14 protein-coding genes are annotated in these 15,639 nt (G+C 68.5%); 10 read left to right on the top strand and 4 right to left on the bottom strand.

All coding sequences use genetic code 11. The features are described from left to right. Positions 1–5: 5 nt before the first annotated feature. Positions 6–1,334 (bottom strand): MFS transporter, encoded by a 1,329-nt coding sequence (locus tag CFB39_RS19815; RefSeq protein ID WP_089474122.1) that lies wholly within the window; start codon positions 1,332–1,334, stop codon positions 6–8. Between the two features lie 271 nt (positions 1,335–1,605). On the opposite strand from CFB39_RS19815, the gene CFB39_RS19810 reads away from it, so the two are divergent. After that, the gene (locus tag CFB39_RS19810; protein ID WP_089474121.1) at positions 1,606–2,580 is read left to right on the top strand and encodes a LysR family transcriptional regulator; all 975 of its coding nucleotides are present in this window, start codon (positions 1,606–1,608) and stop codon (positions 2,578–2,580) included. Positions 2,581–2,598: 18 nt separating this feature from the next. Here CFB39_RS19810 and CFB39_RS19805 read toward each other — a convergent pair whose 3' ends face one another. After that, positions 2,599–3,231, bottom strand: coding sequence for a LysE family translocator (locus CFB39_RS19805; protein ID WP_089474120.1), 633 nt, complete (start codon positions 3,229–3,231; stop codon positions 2,599–2,601). 592 nt (positions 3,232–3,823) lie between these two features. Between CFB39_RS19805 and CFB39_RS19800 the strand changes: the two genes are divergently transcribed. The 6 genes from CFB39_RS19800 (at position 3,824) to CFB39_RS19775 (ending at position 11,449) form a co-directional block, all read left to right on the top strand. Further along, positions 3,824–4,147: a hypothetical protein gene (locus CFB39_RS19800; protein ID WP_021162626.1), complete on the top strand. Its 324-nt coding sequence runs from the start codon at positions 3,824–3,826 to the stop codon at positions 4,145–4,147. A 230-nt stretch (positions 4,148–4,377) separates the two neighbouring features. Continuing rightward, positions 4,378–4,863, top strand: coding sequence for a hypothetical protein (locus CFB39_RS19795; protein ID WP_089474119.1), 486 nt, complete (start codon positions 4,378–4,380; stop codon positions 4,861–4,863). A gap of 242 nt (positions 4,864–5,105) precedes the next feature. Then, positions 5,106–6,569, top strand: coding sequence for a PepSY domain-containing protein (locus CFB39_RS19790; protein ID WP_089474118.1), 1,464 nt, complete (start codon positions 5,106–5,108; stop codon positions 6,567–6,569). Further along, a complete protein-coding gene (locus CFB39_RS19785; protein WP_144030285.1) occupies positions 6,547–6,990 on the top strand; it encodes a DUF2946 domain-containing protein in 444 nt (147 codons plus the stop codon). Before CFB39_RS19790 ends, CFB39_RS19785 begins: the two co-directional genes overlap by 23 nt. Before the next feature lie 173 nt (positions 6,991–7,163). Then, on the top strand, positions 7,164–9,278 hold the full coding sequence (locus tag CFB39_RS19780) for a TonB-dependent receptor domain-containing protein (protein WP_089474117.1): 2,115 nt from the start codon (positions 7,164–7,166) through the stop codon (positions 9,276–9,278). A gap of 53 nt (positions 9,279–9,331) precedes the next feature. Next, complete coding sequence (locus CFB39_RS19775) at positions 9,332–11,449, top strand: TonB-dependent siderophore receptor (protein ID WP_089474116.1); 2,118 nt, start codon at positions 9,332–9,334, stop codon at positions 11,447–11,449. 172 nt (positions 11,450–11,621) lie between these two features. Here the strand turns inward: CFB39_RS19775 and CFB39_RS19770 are convergent, their stop codons facing one another. Continuing rightward, positions 11,622–12,866 (bottom strand): NADH:flavin oxidoreductase/NADH oxidase family protein, encoded by a 1,245-nt coding sequence (locus CFB39_RS19770; RefSeq protein ID WP_089474115.1) that lies wholly within the window; start codon positions 12,864–12,866, stop codon positions 11,622–11,624. A 77-nt stretch (positions 12,867–12,943) separates the two neighbouring features. Between CFB39_RS19770 and CFB39_RS19765 the strand changes: the two genes are divergently transcribed. The 3 genes from CFB39_RS19765 (at position 12,944) to CFB39_RS19755 (ending at position 14,763) form a co-directional block, all read left to right on the top strand. Continuing rightward, entirely contained in the window at positions 12,944–13,414 is a 471-nt protein-coding gene (locus tag CFB39_RS19765; RefSeq protein ID WP_089474114.1) for a MerR family transcriptional regulator, read from the top strand. A gap of 104 nt (positions 13,415–13,518) precedes the next feature. Further along, positions 13,519–14,223, top strand: a complete 705-nt coding sequence (locus CFB39_RS19760; RefSeq protein WP_089474113.1) for a hypothetical protein — start codon at positions 13,519–13,521, stop codon at positions 14,221–14,223. 219 nt (positions 14,224–14,442) lie between these two features. Continuing rightward, entirely contained in the window at positions 14,443–14,763 is a 321-nt protein-coding gene (locus tag CFB39_RS19755) for a DUF1330 domain-containing protein (protein WP_089474112.1), read from the top strand. Between the two features lie 19 nt (positions 14,764–14,782). Here CFB39_RS19755 and CFB39_RS19750 read toward each other — a convergent pair whose 3' ends face one another. Next, on the bottom strand, positions 14,783–15,619 hold the full coding sequence (locus CFB39_RS19750) for an NAD(P)-dependent oxidoreductase (RefSeq protein WP_089474111.1): 837 nt from the start codon (positions 15,617–15,619) through the stop codon (positions 14,783–14,785). Between the last annotated feature and the right edge of the window lie 20 nt (positions 15,620–15,639).

Below are 15,639 nucleotides of genomic sequence, written 5' to 3'. Positions count from 1 at the left end.
TTCGCTTATTCGCTCGGCAAGCGTCGAAACCCGAGCAGCGCGACCAGGCTCACGACCGACATCGCGACGATGTACAGCGCCGGCGACGCCTTGTTGTGCGTGGTCGCGATCAGCCACGTGACGATCAATGGGGAAAAGCCGCCGAAGATCGTCGTCGGGATGTTGTACGACACCGCGAGCCCGGTGCTGCGCACCGCGGCCGGGAACGCGCGCGCGGCCAGCGCGGGCACCAGCCCGACGAGCACGCCCATCGGCGCGGCGGCGGCGGCCTGCATGATCAGCAGGTTGCGCAGCGAAGGGCTCGCGATCACCCACATGTAGAGCGGCAGCGTGATCGCGGACAGCACGACGATCGCGGCGGCGACCATCGCGACCGGACGGCGCCAGACGTCGCCGAGCAGGCCCGCGAGCGGCGCGATCGCGACCATCACGATGCCGGCGACCGTCGTGCTCATGAACGGCGCGGACATCGGCAACCCGAGCTGCTTCACCGCGAACGTCGGCATGTAGATCAGATACATGTAGAACGCGGCGGTACTGACGATCGTCACGCCGATCGCCGCGAGGAACGACGCGAGATGCTCGCCGAACAGGCGCTTGAGCACCTGCACGACCGGCAGCGCTTCGCCATGCACGAACGCATCGGTTTCCGACACGCTCCTGCGGATGTAGAAGCCGACCGGGCCGATCAGCAGGCCGACCACGAACGGCACGCGCCAGCCCCAGCTTTCGAGCTGATGCGGGCTGAGCGACGTCGTCAGGATCGTGCCGATCGTGCCGCCCAGCACGATGGCCAGCATCGTGCTCGCCATCTGCAGGCTCACGAAGAAGTTGCGCCGATGCGGCGGCGCCTTTTCCGCGAGGAACGCGACGGTGCTGCCGAATTCGCCCGATGCCGCGAAGCCCTGCACGAGCCGCGCCAGCACGAGGATCGTCGCGCCGAGCCAGCCGGCCTGCGCATACGGCGGCGCCACCGCGATCGCGGCCGTGCCGGCCAGCATCAGCCAGATCGTGACGGACATCGCCGCCTTGCGGCCGTACCGGTCGCCGTACAGCCCGAGCACGACACTGCCGAGCGGCCGCACGACGAACCCCACGCCGAAGGTCGCCGTCGCGAGCAACAGCGATCCGACCGGCCCGGCCACCGGGAAAAACAGCCTCGCGATCACGCTGGCGAAATAGCCGTAGATCACGAAGTCGAACCATTCGAGCGCGTTGCCTGCCGCGGCCGCCGCGACGTCGCGCAGCGTGCCTGCCCGCTCCGACGGCTGCGCCGCGGCCGAAAGGCGATCGAGCGCGAGGGCGCCCGCCGGATTCACTGCATCCTCTTTCATCGTCTGTCTCCTCCCGCTGCTGGCTGCAGTGGTTTCGTGCTCATGTTCGATGCGCACCGTTACCGCGTCCAACGGATTTCCGGAATATGATCATCACCAACGTGAATAACGGTGCGAGCGCGGCGCGCGATTTCGTCGCGGCGCCAGCCGGCGCTCTGCAAGGGCAAACGCGACCTTGCGCGAACGGCCCGCGGCCCGGACACTGGCCGCCACGACGTTCCGGCTCGCGACGTCACGCGCGGGATGCCGGCATCCGAATGGGAGATGTGCGATGAAGGATGTGTTCCGCCAGCTCGACCTCAACCTGCTGCGCGTGTTCGCGGCATTGATGGCCGAAGGCAACGTCACGCGCGCCGCCGAACGGCTGGCGCTTTCACAGTCGGCGGTCAGCAATGCGCTGCGCCGGCTGCGCGAGTCGCTCGACGACGTGCTGTTCGAGAAAACCGTCTCCGGTGTGCGGCCGACCGCGCGGGCGCGCGAGCTGTGGTCGGCGGTCCAGCCGCACTTCGACGCCTTGAAGCAGGCGATCTCGCCCGACCAGTTCGACCCGCAAGAACATCGGGGCACCTTCACGATCGCGATGTCGGACTACTCGGTCGAGCGCATCATGCCGCGCCTCGCGCAGTACATGGGCACGCATGCGCCATCGATGCGAATCGAGCTCACACCGTTCAGCGTCGCCGACCTGCCGGGCATGTTCGACCGTGGAGGCGTCGACCTCGCGATCGGCGGCTACCTGAACGACTCGAGCCCGAGCAGCGGCGTGCGCACGCACGAGATGTGGCCGATCCACTGGAGTTGCCTGATGCGCAAGGATCACCCGCTCGCGAAGGGGCCGCTCACGCTGAAGCGCTTTCTCGCGGCGCGGCATCTCGACGTCGGGTTTTCCGGCATGCGGGTGCCGGTGTACGACAGCCTGCTCTCCGCGCACGGCCTGCAGCGCAATCTCGTCCTCACGCTGAATGCGTACTCGCCCGCGCTGGCGATCATCCGGGAGTCGGATTTCATCGGCGTGCTGCCGACCACGCTGCTCGATCTGTCGATCCACGAGAAGGAACTGGTGTCGCGGCAACCGCCGGTGCGCATGCCCGCGCGGCCTTACTGCGTGATCTGGCATCAGCGTTGGGACAGCCATCCCGCGCACCGCTGGCTCCGGCAAACGATCGTGTCGTTGTTCACACGCCCGGCGGAGCAGCCGGGCGACGCCGTGCGTTCGCCCAAGCGACGCGCCACCCGCCAGAGCTAGACGCGCGGGCCTGCCGCGTCAGACGTTCGACACCAGCAGCCTGATCCCCGCCACGCCGAACACGACGGCAAGACACGCTTCCATCGCGCGCCGGCCGCGCACGTACAGCCGGCGCGCACCGTCCATCGAGAACACGAGCGCATAGCCGCCGAACACCAGGCACCCGATCACGATGCAGCCCGGCACGACGGCGCCGTGCGACGCGCCCGCGCCGTTCGACGACAGCGCGACGATCGACACCCACACGAGGATCGCTTTCGGATTGGTCAGGTGCAGCATCGCGCCGCGTACATAGAAGCGCGACAGCCGCTGCTCGCCCGCTGCATTCGTCGACGCCGCTGCCTTGCCCGACCATGCCGTGCGCCCCGACTTGAACGCGAGCCACAGCAGGTACAGCCCGCCGAACAGCTTGATCGCGACCAGCAGCTTCGACCACGCGAGCAGCGCGGCCGACACGCCGAGCGCCGCCACCGTCGCCCAGCACATCGACCCGGAAATGACGCCGAGTGCGAACGCGAGCGCCGCCTTGCGGCCCTGGTTCGCGGCGACCGACATGATCGCGAGATTGCTCGGCCCGGGGCTGGCCGTCCCGATGAAATAAGCCGTGTAGGCCAGCAGCAGGTTGGCCGAGAAGAAGGCGTGGACGCTCATGTCGAACCTCGCAGGGATGATCGGGGCATTGTTGGCAAACGCGCGCCGTCTGCCCATGGACAATTGGCCGACAATTCGCTGGGCCAGTTGGACGAGGCGCGCAACCGGATCGCCACGGGTAAATCCGTCTCGGATTTGAAACACCCGTCACATTCGCCGGTGGCTTTTGCCGCGCATGGCGGACCTCCTGTCCCCCCGCTTCCGCCGGCTCGAACGCTTGACAGGCGCAGGCGGCACGCGCGGGCCGGCCCGTTTCGTCAGACTGCCGGGGAACGCGCCACGCAATTTATCCCGGCGTTACGTTACATCCGTGAAGCATTTCGCGTCGGCGAGCCGCTCCGCGTACGCGATATGCATCGCGCCGCGCCGGTAGACCGCCTCCTCGGTCCCCTCAACCACCCAGTACCGGCGGGACTCGCCGCCCTCGTCGCGTCGCGGCTCAACAATACTCAACAATCGTCTCGCGCCGCTGGTACGAAACCTGCATCCCGTTCGGGTAACCACCGCGCCGATCACCGCGCGGACACGAACCCACCGTCGGGCGCATCCAGCGGACACGCCCGAACGATCCGAGCAAGTAACGAGGCCCTTCATGGATGCGCTGCCCAATTCGTCCGACACGTCGTTCCAGCTCTTTCTCGCGAAGCTGCTCGAACAGCCGTTGCCCGACTGGACCGAAAAACAGCAGATGGAACTCGAGATGGCACGCTCGTTGTCCACCGAGATGGTTCACCTCGCCGAGGACATGCGCGGCCGCACGCCCGATCTCGCGCGCTGCCTCGTGCTGCTCCGCTACGCGAAGGTGCTCGACTTCATGCTGACGTCGCTCGCCGCGCACCGCGACATTCATCCGCAGACGCTGCGCACGCTGTTCCGGCTCGCGAACCTGAAAGTCGACGATGCGTATCCGGCCTGAGCCGGCGCGCTGCATCGGCTGCCGCGGGCGTCACGTACGGCCGCGGCGGCCCTTCCCCGATTCGCGGCACACGCATGCCCGATGACCTCGCCGCATGATCTCCAGGAACCCGTCCGGTTCCGAATAGCCGCCGTGGGCCCGCCATCCGCTTCCAGCAGCGCGCCGGGCTGATGCCGTGCATCAGCGTGGCGGACGGCCCCGCCCCGCAAACGGAGGTACAATCGCGCGCCATGAACGCACTTCGCCGCTTCCTGCTCCGGCAAGGCGTCGCGCGACAGCTTCTGTGGGGGGTCCTCCTCGTGACGCTGCTGTCCCGCGCGCTGATGTCGGGCGCCGTGATGCTCGATCCGGACGGTCCGGATGCGGGCTCGGTGGTGCTGTGTTCGGGCCGCGGCCCGCTGATCGTCAACGTGGCCGCGCTGGCGGCCCGTTTCGATGCCGGCGCGCCGATCACACCGGCCAACGACGCGCTCGCGCTCGCCGATGCGCTCAAGCATGACGGCCATGCCGACAATGCGACCTCGTCCGGCAGCGGCGACAGCCTGTGCGCATTCGGCGCCGCGCTGTTCACCGCGCTGGCGTCGTTCGTGCTGCTGGTGCTGCTGTTTCCCGCCGCCGCGCCACGGCGCTTCCGGGTTTACTTCGACCGTATTCCCGTCGTGCGATCGATCCTCGACGATCGCCCACCCTCCCGCGCCCCTCCGCTGTTCTGCTGACGGTTCCGCCCCGCGGCTCGTGCACGTCGACGTGCGCGGGCCTGCATGCCGTTCGTCTCACACGACCTGATTCAAGCGTTCACCCGCCTGCCCGCCTCGCGCGGGCGACGCCGTCATGCGCCGCTTCCGCGCATGGCGTCGCGCCGCCCGTTTCGTCGATGCCGGCCGGCGGGCGCGACGCGCGTTGACGTCCGCCGGCCCGTGCCGGCGTGGCCGCTCAACGAACCCGAGGAGCTGACACCATGTCGACCACCGTCGAACGGGCGATCTCGCCCGCCCAATCCACCCACGCCGGCTACCGGACGCTCTGGCGCTGGCACTTCTATGCCGGCTTGTTCGTCATGCCGTTCCTGGTGGTCCTCGCGATCACCGGAACGCTCTATTGCTTCCAGCCGCAGATCGAGCCGCTGCTGTATCCGCACCGGCTCGTCGTCGAGCCGCGCGCCACGCCGCGGCTCGATGCCGACACACTGCTCGCGAGCGCACGCACCGCGATGCCGGCCGGCGCGACGCCGGTGTCCGTGCAGGTCTCGACCGCACCGGACCGCAGCGCCGAATACGTGTTCCGGCTGCGCGACGGCAGCCGCGAGAGCGTGTACGTGAACCCGTACGACGGCAGCGTGCTCGGCACGCTGAGCGTCGAGAACCGCTTCATGCAGATCGACCGGATGCTGCATCGCAAGCTGCTGCTCGGCAAGACGGGCGAGTTGCTGATGGAGCTCGCCGCGTGCTGGACCTTCGTGATGATCGGCACCGGCATCGCGCTGTGGTGGCCGCGCGGCGCGGCGCGCGTCGGGCAGGCGCTGCGCCCCGACCTGTCGCTGCGCGGCCGGCCGCTGTGGAAGAACATTCACGCGACGGCCGGCATCTGGCTCGCGGCCGGCACGGTCGCATTCATCCTGACCGGGCTGCCGTGGTCGGGCTCGTGGGGCAAGAACTTCAAGGCGCTGGCCGCGACCGTGAACCTCGGTGCGCCGGAAGGCGCATGGGGCGGCGGGTCGGTTCGCTCGACGCGCCCCGGTGCCGCCGCGGCGCCCGCACCTGCCCAGGCTGCCGCGCCGTCCGGCCATCACCACGAATCCGGCGAGTCGATGCCGGGGATGGTGATGGACGACCTGCCGTTGCCGCAAACGCCGTGGGCGGTCGGCAACGTGCCCGTCCCGCATTCGCCGTCGGCACCGACGCCGGCCCCGCTGCCGCTGGCCCGCGCGATCGCGATCGTCGCGGGCCTCGGCGTGACGAGCGGCTATACGCTCGCGCTGCCGTCCGGCGCGGATGGCGTGTTCACCGCGTCGTACTTCCCGGACGACCCGAAAGCCGAGCGGACGATCTACCTCGACCAGTACAGCGGGGCCGTGCTGAAGGACATCCGCTATGACGACTACGGTGCGGTATCGCGCGCCGTGTCGTACGGCACGTCGCTGCACATGGGCCGCTACTTCGGGCTCGCGAACCAGATCGTCTGCGCGGTGCTGTCGCTCGGGCTGGCCGCGATGGCCGTCACGGGCACCGTGATGTGGTGGAAGCGCCGTCCGGCTCGCAAGTTGGGCGCGCCGTCGCGCGAACGCGGCGCGCCGCCGATGCGCGGCTGGATCGCGGGGCTCGTGCTGCTCGGCATCGTCTTCCCGCTGATGGGCGCGACGATCGTTGCGGTCTGGTTGATCGACCGTCTGCTGTTCGGCCGTGCGGCACGCGCAGCGGCCTGATTCATCGCGCGCCGGCATACGCGGCGCGCCGACGCGACACGCCCGGGCCACCGCGTGGCTCGGGCTGTTCGCGCTCGTGCTCGCGCTCGTCGCGCCGCTGATCTCGCAACTGCGCGCTGCCGCACCCGATGACGGCCTGCCGGCCGCGCCGATCTGCTCGGCAACCGCCAACACGCTCGTGGCGCACGCGCAATCGCAGGCGTCGCCCGATTCGTCGTCCGATTCTCCATCGGACAGGCATTTCGACCGCTGCGGCTATTGCGGCCTGCTCGCCGGCCATCCGCCGCTGCAGTCCGCGGTGTTGCTCTCCGCCTCCCCGGCCGTGCGGCATGCGCCGCCCGCGCCGCCGATCCCCTCTGCCTGCCACCCGCCGAAGCGCTACGCGCTCGCCGCGCGCGGGCCGCCTTCCGACCGCGCCTGACGCACCTCGCGACCGCGCCGCCGCACACCGCACGGCGCCGCCCGCTTCGCCTGCCCGCCCTGCCGGCGCCCGATGCCGAACCCGCGCGCGTGACCACGCGCGGCGGCCGGCGCCGCGCATGGCGCGCATCGTGTTCGACTCATCATCGTCACCATAACCATACGTACAACGACATGTTTACCTCGACCCGTATTGCCGCCGCGCTGTCCGGCGCGATCTCCGTTCTCTTCGCGTCGGCCGCCTGCGCGCAAGGCGCCGACGCGCCCACCGATGCACCGGCCGCGTCGACGCTGCCCGCGATCAACGTCAACGCAACCCGCGAGATGGACTCGCTGACATCGCAATCGACCGGCCAGCTGAAGCGCACGCTCGAGCAGACGGTCGGCTCGGTGGGCTTCGTCGATGCCGACAGCTACCGGAACACCTACGCGTTCACGCTGCGCGACGTGCTGAAGGACGTGCCCGGCGTGTTCGTCGAGAACCGCTACGGCCAGGAACTGCGGCTGTCGATTCGCGGCTCGGGAATCGCCCGCTCGTACCACACGCGCGGCCTCGAGATCCTGCAGGACGGCATCCCGACCAACCTCGCGGACGGCAGCGGCGACTACTACCAGATCGATCCGCTCGCACTGCAGGCGGTGCAGGTCTACAAGGGCGGCAACGGCCTCGCGTATGGTGCGTCGACACTCGGCGGCGCGATCGATTTCATCACGCCGACCGCCCATACCGCCGACGCGCCGAACATCCTGCGCGTGGAAGGCGGCAGCTACGGCACGGTGCGCACCAGCGCGCAGGTCTCGCGCGTGCTCGGCCCGCTCGACTTCCTCGCGAACTTCAGCGTCAATCACGCGGACGGCTATCGCGATCATTCGAAGGGGCAATACGAGCAGTTCAACGCGAACGTCGGCTACCGGTTCAGCCCGACGGTCGAGACGCGCTTCTACGTCGGCGTGTACGTCGTCGACCAGTTGCTGCCCGGCACGCTGTCGCTGTCCGACGCGCTGAACAATCCGACCAAGGCCGCGCCGAACGCGATATCGGGCGACCAGGCGCGCAACACGCGCACCGAGCGGATCGCGAACCGCACGACGGTGAAGCTCGATTCGGGCGAGCTGCAGTTCGACACGTGGGCGATCCACAAGAGCCTCTATCACCCGATCTTCCAGGCGCTCGACCAGGACGGCTGGACCTACGGCTTCGCGCCGCGCTACACGGGCCACCTGACGCTCGGCGGGATGCGCAACGACCTGATCGTCGGCGCGCGCTTCTTCGGCGGCCGCACGCAGGCGAACCAGTACGTGAACGTCAACGGCAACAAGGGCGCGCAGACACTCGATTCGACGCAGACGGCCTTCAACTACGAGGCGTATGTCGAGAACCGGCTGTTCTTCGTGCCGACCGTCGCGCTGATGACGGGCGTGAAGGTTCTGCACTCGGTGCGCGAGTACATCGACAACGGCGGGCTGCCGCGCGACCCGAACACCAAGTCGACGAACGCGAGCTACAGCGGCGTCAATCCGAAGCTCGGGCTGCTGTGGCAGCCGGATGCGCACACCCAGGCCTACGTCGACATCACGCGCAGCCAGGACGTGCCCGACTTCACCGACCTCACGCAGACCTTCTCGAACACGACGCGCTTCACACCGCTCGCGGCGCAGCACGCGTGGACGATCGAGTTCGGCACGCGCGGCGCGCGCGAGCGCGTGAGCTGGGACGTGACCGCCTATCGCTCGCTCGTGCGCGACCAGCTGCTGCAGTACACGACGAACCCGGACGTGCCGGCGTCGACGTTCAACGCAAACAAGACGGTGCTGCAAGGGATCGAAGCCGGCGCGTCGGTCGAGCTGCTGCGCAACGTCACCGGGCGCGGCGCGGGCGACAAGGTCACGCTGTCGGGCATCTGGAACCTGAACGACTTCCGCTTCAAGAACGACCCGCAGTACGGCAACAACCGGATCGCCGGCGTGCCGCTGAACGTGCTGCGCGCGACGCTGGGCTACGCGCGGCCGAGCGGCTTCCACATCGCGGCGACGCTCGACTGGGTGCCGTCGGGCGCGTGGGCCGACGATGCGAACACGTTGCGCGTGCCGAGCTACACGTTGCTCGGGCTGCAGGCCGGCTACGACTTCCGCAATGGCCTCTCGCTGTTCGTCGACGCGCGCAACCTGACCAACAAGCGCTATGTGAGCGACATCAGCACGGTCGCCGATGCGCGCACCGCGAACACCGCGATCTTCTATCCGGGCGAAGGGCGCAGCGTGTTCGCCGGCATGCGGTACGCGTTCTGATGCCCGGCCTGACAAGAAACACCGCATTGAACAGATTCAAAGGATCTCGAAACATGAAGTTCAGATTGATGCTGCCCGCCGCCTTGCTCGCGGCCTTCTCGCCCGCCGGGCAAGCCCAGGAGAGCGATGCCGCGAGTGCCGGCGCCACGCTCGCACCGATTCGCGTCAGCGCCCAGAAGGCGACACCGCTCACGCAGCCGCTCGACACCGGCAGCCGTCTCGGCCTGACTTCGCTCGAAACGCCCGCGAGCGTCGAGCAGATCGATCGCAAGACGCTCGACACGCGCGGCGACAGCGCGATCGTCGACGCGGTGAGCCGCGCCGCCGGCATCAGCGCGTCGCCGCATCCCGGCAACGGCGGCTCGGAGCTCGGCGCGCGCGGCTTCGTCGGCGCGTCGTCGGTCACGCAGCTCTATGACGGCGTGCGCCCGTACGGCGCGATCGGCATCACGTTTCCGTTCGACACGTGGTCGGTCGACCATATCGACGTGCTGCGCGGGCCCGCTTCGGTGATCTACGGCGAAGGCGCGATCGGCGGGGTCGTCAACATCGTGCCGAAGAAGCCGACGCGTGGCGCGATCCAGAACGAGCTGCAGGTCGGCGGCGGCACCGAGGGCACGGCGCGGGTCGCGTTCGGCAGCGGCGGCGCGATCAACGACAAGCTGTCGTATCGCTTCGACATCAGCGGCAACCGTTCGTCGAACTGGGTCGACCGCGGCAATTCGCGCAACCTGTCGATCTCGGGCGCGCTGCGCTACGACGTGAGCGCCGACCTGTACGTGACGGCGTCGTACGCGCAGGGCTTCCAGCATCCGATGCAGTATTTCGGCGTGCCGCTCGTGAACGGCGCGCGCGATCGCGCGTTCGACAAGAAGAACTACAACGTCGGCGACAGCGACATCGCGTTCCGCGACAGCTGGGCGACGGTCGCGGCGAACTGGCAGCCGAGCGACAGCCTGAACGTGACCAGCACGCTGTACCGGATGAAGAGCAACCGTCACTGGAAGGATGCGGAGTACTACACGTACCTGCCGTCGACCGCGCAAGTGCGGCGCAGCAGCTTCACGGAAATCTTCCACGACCAGGAGCAGTACGGCAACGTGACGGCGGCCACCGTCACCACCGCGCTGCTCGGCATGCGCAACACGTTCTCGACGGGCTTCGAGTTCAATCACACGACGTTCCAGCACGACAACAACTCGCCGTATTCGGGCACGTCGACGGTCGATCCGTTCAACTTCGATCCGGGCAGCTTCATCAACACGGCCGGCACCTATCCGAAGTACCGCAGCCAGGCGAACCAGTACGCGCTGTTCGCCGAGAACCGGCTGGAGATCACGCCGCGCTGGTCGGTGATCGGCGGGCTGCGCTACGACCACGCAAGCGTGAACCGCGACGATCTCGTGAACGGCGGCGCATTCACGAAGGTGTTCGCGAACACCGGCTGGCGCATCGGCACCGTGTACGACGTGCAGCCCGGCCTCGCCGTATACGGCCAGTATTCGGTCGCGGCCGATCCGATCAGCTCGCTGCTGTCGCTGAATGCGTCGAAGGCGAACTTCACGCTCGCGACCGGCCGGCAGATCGAGATCGGCGTGAAGCAGTCGTTCCTCGGCGGCAAGGCGGAATGGACGCTGGCCGCGTACCGGATCGTCAAGAGCAATCTGCTGACGGCCGATCCGCTGAACCCGAACCAGTCGATCCAGATCGGCCAGCAGTCGTCGCGCGGGCTCGAGGCCACGGTCGGCGCGGAGATCGCGCAGGACTGGCGCGTCGACGCGAACGTGTCGATCCTGCGCGCGAAATACGACGACTTCCAGCAGACGTCCGGCGGCACGACGGTATCGCGCGCGGGCAACGTGCCGGTGTCGGTGCCGCAGCGGCTCGCGAACCTGTGGGTGAGCTGGCGCTTCGCGCCGGACTGGACGGGCATCGCGGGCGTCAAGTACGTCGGCAAGCGTTTCGCCGACACCGCGAACCAGCTCGTGATGCCGTCGTACACGACCGTCGACCTCGGCCTCGCGTGGAAGCCGCGCAAGGACACGACGATCACCGCACGCGCGTACAACGTGTTCAACCGGCGCTTCGTGCAGTCCGCGTACTACAACGAGACGCAATACCTGCTCGGCAACGACCGGCGGCTCGAAGTGGTGGCGAACTACCGGTTCTGATGCGGTGCGATGCGGTGCACCGCACCCGCCCGCCAGTGCGCATGCCCTGCCGCGGGGGCATGCATTGCGACCTCACCGCGAAGGCGCGGCCACTCACGCAACCGCATGAACGCCCCGGACCGGCGAACAGTGGCGGCCCGACGAATCCCTCGCCGGGTCGCATGACCGCGCGTCACGCACGCGTGCCCGCCGCGCGCCCCGCCATCCACTTCCGGTAGCGCCGCGTCTGGCACTGCGCGGCCAGTTGCTGCGTGACCAGCGCGCGCAGCGGCGACACCTGCGGGTGCGTGCGCCGGCCAACGCTCAGCCGCGCGAGCTGGAACTTGACGACCGCCATGTTGGCCAGCGCGCCCAGCGCCTTGTTCTTCCAGCGGATCGGTTCCAGCACCGGCGCGCTGTCCTTGCCGGCCCGCCAGTCGCGCGGCAGGTTCGGCTCGATCGACAGCGCGGTCGCGATGCCGACCATCGCCACGCCGCTGTCGACCACCTGCTCGGCCACCACGCGACGCCGGATGCCGCCCGTCACCATCAGCGGCATCCGCGCAACCGCCGTGATGTCGCGCGCGAACTCGAGGAAATACGCTTCGCGGGCCAGCGTGCGCCCGTCGCGTGCCTCGCCCTGCATCGCCGGCACTTCATAGCTGCCGCCCGACAGTTCGACGAGATCGACGCCGAGCGGATTCAGCAGTTCGACCACGCGCTTCGCATCGTCCGCGCTGAAGCCGCCGCGCTGGAAATCGGCCGAGTTCAGCTTGACCGCGACCGCGAATTGCGGCGACACCGTCGCGCGCACGTCCCGCACGATGTCGAGCAGCAGGCGTGCGCGATTCTCGATGCTGCCGCCCCACGGGTCCTGCCGGCGGTTCGTCAGCGGCGACAGGAACTGGCTCAGCAGATAGCCGTGCGCCGCATGGATCTCCACGCCGGTGAAGCCGCTCTGCTCCGCGAGTTGCGCGGCGCGCACGAAGCGCTGCTGCACGTCGGCGATATCGGCCGGCGTCATCTCCTTCGGCACCGGGAACTGCTTCGACAGCGCACCTAGCGCGAGCGGCACGGCCGACGGCGCGAGCGTCGTCTGGCCGAGCGCCGCCTGCATCTGGCGCCCCGGGTGATTGATCTGCATCCACACGTGCGCGCCGCCCGAGCGCGCCACCTGCGCCCAGCGGCGGAAGCGGTCGAGATGCGCATCGCTCTCGAGCACGACGCCATTCGGCCCCGTCATCGCGCGGCCGTCCACCATCACGTTGCCGGTCAGGATCAGGCCGACCTGGCCATCGGCCCACGCCTGGTACAGGCGCAGCAACGCGTCGGACGGTGCGTGGTTCGCATCGGCCATGTTCTCTTCCATCGCGGCCTTGGCCAGACGGTTCGGAATCACCGCCCCGTTGGGCAGTGTCAGCGGTGTAAACAGGTTCATGGAGGGCACCCTCGATTGACGATGCCCAACGATAACTTTAAAGTCAACTTTAAGGTCAAGCCCTTTTGGAGCACAGCATGAAAATCGGCGAACTGGCGAAAGCGAGCGGCCTCGCGGCGTCCCGTATCCGCTTCTACGAAGCGAGCGGGCTGCTCGAACCGGCCCGTCGGCAGGCCAACGGCTATCGGGAATACGGGTCGGAAGCGTTGACGCGGCTCGCGATCATCGACCGTGCGCAGCGCGCGGGTTTTGCGCTCGACGAGATCCGCGCGGTGTTGCCGCCCGATCTCGGCGCGTGGCCGCGCGACGAGCTGCTGGTCGCGCTGCGGCATAAGGTCGACGAAATCGTGCGGCTCGAACAGCGTCTCGCGCAGAACCGGCAACATCTGGAGGTGCTGATCGAGGAAATCGAGAACAAGCCGGAGGGCGAGGATTGCGCGGAAACCGCGCAACGGATGCTCGACCGGATGTGCGCGCAGGCCGACGAAGCGCCGGCGCCGGCACCGGTGCCCGCGCCGGTCCCGCGGCCGACACGCAAGCGCGCGTGACTGGTTAAACTGCGTCTCCTGACGAACAATCAACCTTCGCTGCGGCGAGACGGGTCGACGCGTGTGCGCCGGCTTCCGCGGCGCGACTTCAAGACCCGATCCGCATGACGATCCCCCGCACCGCAGGATTCCTCGTCGCCGCACTGCTGACGTTCGGCATCGGCGTCGGCAACGCTTGCGCCCGGACGTGCGCCGATACGCCTGCATCGTTCGCGTGCCCCGCCGCCCCCGACCTTCCGGACGAAATCGTCGCGCAACTGCCCGCCGGCTACGAAGCGATGGACGCCGCGTCAGGGCGACTGACCGACGGCCCCCCTATCGGCTATGTCGTCGTCGCGCATCAGCCCGACGACTCGATGCGCAAGGCGTCGCTGCGTCCGCTGATGATCTTCCTGCCGGGCAAGGACGGGCACTACCGGCTCGCGGCGCGCAACGATGCCGTGATCATGAAAGCCGACGAAGGCGGGATGGGCGACCCGTATCTCGATGGCGTCGCCGAGAACGCGCTCACGATCGAACCGCGCACCTTCACGATCGAACAGGGCGTATTCGCGGGCCACGATCACTGGCGCGACCGTGTCACGTTTCGCTACGACAACGCGCATCGCACGTGGGTGTTCCATCGCGAGGTGTTCCGGAACTGGCGCTTCAACGACGACCCAAACGGCGATGCGCTGAAAGCCGACCCGGTGCGCGTCACGCGCGCCAATGCGGCGAAAGCGGTCACGTTCGAAGCGTGGCGGCCGGGTTACTGGTGTGATTCGGCCGAGCGGCGAGGTAGCGATCCGGCTTGCAGCAAGACGCGTTGACGGTGACGCAGCGCCGCCGCGCCGCGACTGGCGATGCGTGCGGATAAGCGGTATGCACGGACGCTGCCGCGCCGCACGCGCAGTGTGTCTGCCGGCACGCGCCTGCCCCCTTCCGCAGCCGCGCGGATTTGCTTACGTCGCAGGTAATCGACGCGCGCCGCCCGCGCCGCGATCATGGCTCCATCGACGCACGAACCGCATCACGCCAAGGAGCCCGCCATGACCGCCTACGCCATCGCCCACCTGCACGACGTCGAGATGGGCGACGACATCGTCGAATACCTCGAACGCATCGACGGCACGCTCGCGCCGTTCAACGGCCACTTCGTGATTCACGGCGCGCGGCCGGAGGTACGTGAAGGCGTGTGGCGCGGCGACCTGATCGTGATCGCGTTTCCCGATCTGGACACGGCGCGCGCGTGGTACGAATCGGATGCGTACCGGCAGATCCAGCCGCTGCGCGCACGGCACGCGAGCGGCCCGCTGATCCTGATCGACGGCGTCGACGCGCGGCACAAGGCGACCGACATCCTGCGCTGAGCCGCGACGCCGGCGACGCTTACGACGCGTCGCGCTCCATCGGCTCGCCGACGACGAACCCGCCGCCCTGGAACCGCTGCGCGGGATCGTCGTAGTCGGCGGTCGGCGCCGTCACCGGGAACAGCCCGGCGAATTGCTCGGAGCTGTCGCGCGGGCGGAAGCCGAGGAAGCCGGCCTTCGTGTTGTCCCACCACTTCACCGGGTTGTCCGACGCGCCGTACACGATCGCGTGCCCGACGCGGTTCGTCAGCAGCGAGCAGCGCACGAGCTCGATGAAGTCGCGGTAGCTGAGGAACGTCACGAGCATGCGCGGATTCTTTGGCACTTCGAACGATGAGCCGATCCGCAGGCACACGGTCTCGATCCCGAAGCGGTCGAAGTAGTAGCGCGACAGCGATTCGCCGAAGCACTTCGTCACGCCGTACAGGCTGTCGGGCCGCAGCGGCGAATCGGCGTCGAGCACTTCCGTGACCGGATGGAAGCCGATCGCATGGTTCGAGCTCGCGAACACGACGCGCTTCACGCCGTGCTTGCGCGCGGCTTCGTACAGGTTGTACGTGCCGGTGATGTTCGCGCCGACGAGATCGTCGAACGGCGCATCGACCGAAATGCCGCCGAGGTGGACGATCGCGTCCACGCCGTCGACCAGCTGCATCACCGCGGCCCGGTCGGCCAGGTCGACGACGCGGGTTTCTTCATGCGCGGCCGCGTCGCCGAGCGTCGCGATGTCGCTGACGCGCACGACGTCGGCCCAGTCGGCGAGCGCGCCGCGCAACTGGCGGCCAAGGTTGCCGGCCGCGCCCGTCAGCAGCAGGCGCCCGAACGGTTTGCGCGCGCCGGTGGATGAGGCGTTCATCAGAATTTTCTCCGAGAGAC

This window comes from Burkholderia sp. AU6039, from assembly GCF_002223365.1.
GTDB lineage: Bacteria > Pseudomonadota > Gammaproteobacteria > Burkholderiales > Burkholderiaceae > Burkholderia.
Note: the sequence above shows the minus strand (reverse complement) of the source record. Positions and strands in the feature narration are given on the sequence as shown.

Coding starts and splice junctions, on each gene's coding strand:
- CFB39_RS19815 (WP_089474122.1), bottom strand. CDS start 1,334: ATGAAAGAGGATGCAGTGAATCCGGCGGGCGCCCTCGCGCTCGATCGC.
- CFB39_RS19810 (WP_089474121.1), top strand. CDS start 1,606: ATGAAGGATGTGTTCCGCCAGCTCGACCTCAACCTGCTGCGCGTGTTC.
- CFB39_RS19805 (WP_089474120.1), bottom strand. CDS start 3,231: ATGAGCGTCCACGCCTTCTTCTCGGCCAACCTGCTGCTGGCCTACACG.
- CFB39_RS19800 (WP_021162626.1), top strand. CDS start 3,824: ATGGATGCGCTGCCCAATTCGTCCGACACGTCGTTCCAGCTCTTTCTC.
- CFB39_RS19795 (WP_089474119.1), top strand. CDS start 4,378: ATGAACGCACTTCGCCGCTTCCTGCTCCGGCAAGGCGTCGCGCGACAG.
- CFB39_RS19790 (WP_089474118.1), top strand. CDS start 5,106: ATGTCGACCACCGTCGAACGGGCGATCTCGCCCGCCCAATCCACCCAC.
- CFB39_RS19780 (WP_089474117.1), top strand. CDS start 7,164: ATGTTTACCTCGACCCGTATTGCCGCCGCGCTGTCCGGCGCGATCTCC.
- CFB39_RS19775 (WP_089474116.1), top strand. CDS start 9,332: ATGAAGTTCAGATTGATGCTGCCCGCCGCCTTGCTCGCGGCCTTCTCG.
- CFB39_RS19770 (WP_089474115.1), bottom strand. CDS start 12,866: ATGAACCTGTTTACACCGCTGACACTGCCCAACGGGGCGGTGATTCCG.
- CFB39_RS19765 (WP_089474114.1), top strand. CDS start 12,944: ATGAAAATCGGCGAACTGGCGAAAGCGAGCGGCCTCGCGGCGTCCCGT.
- CFB39_RS19760 (WP_089474113.1), top strand. CDS start 13,519: ATGACGATCCCCCGCACCGCAGGATTCCTCGTCGCCGCACTGCTGACG.
- CFB39_RS19755 (WP_089474112.1), top strand. CDS start 14,443: ATGACCGCCTACGCCATCGCCCACCTGCACGACGTCGAGATGGGCGAC.
- CFB39_RS19750 (WP_089474111.1), bottom strand. CDS start 15,619: ATGAACGCCTCATCCACCGGCGCGCGCAAACCGTTCGGGCGCCTGCTG.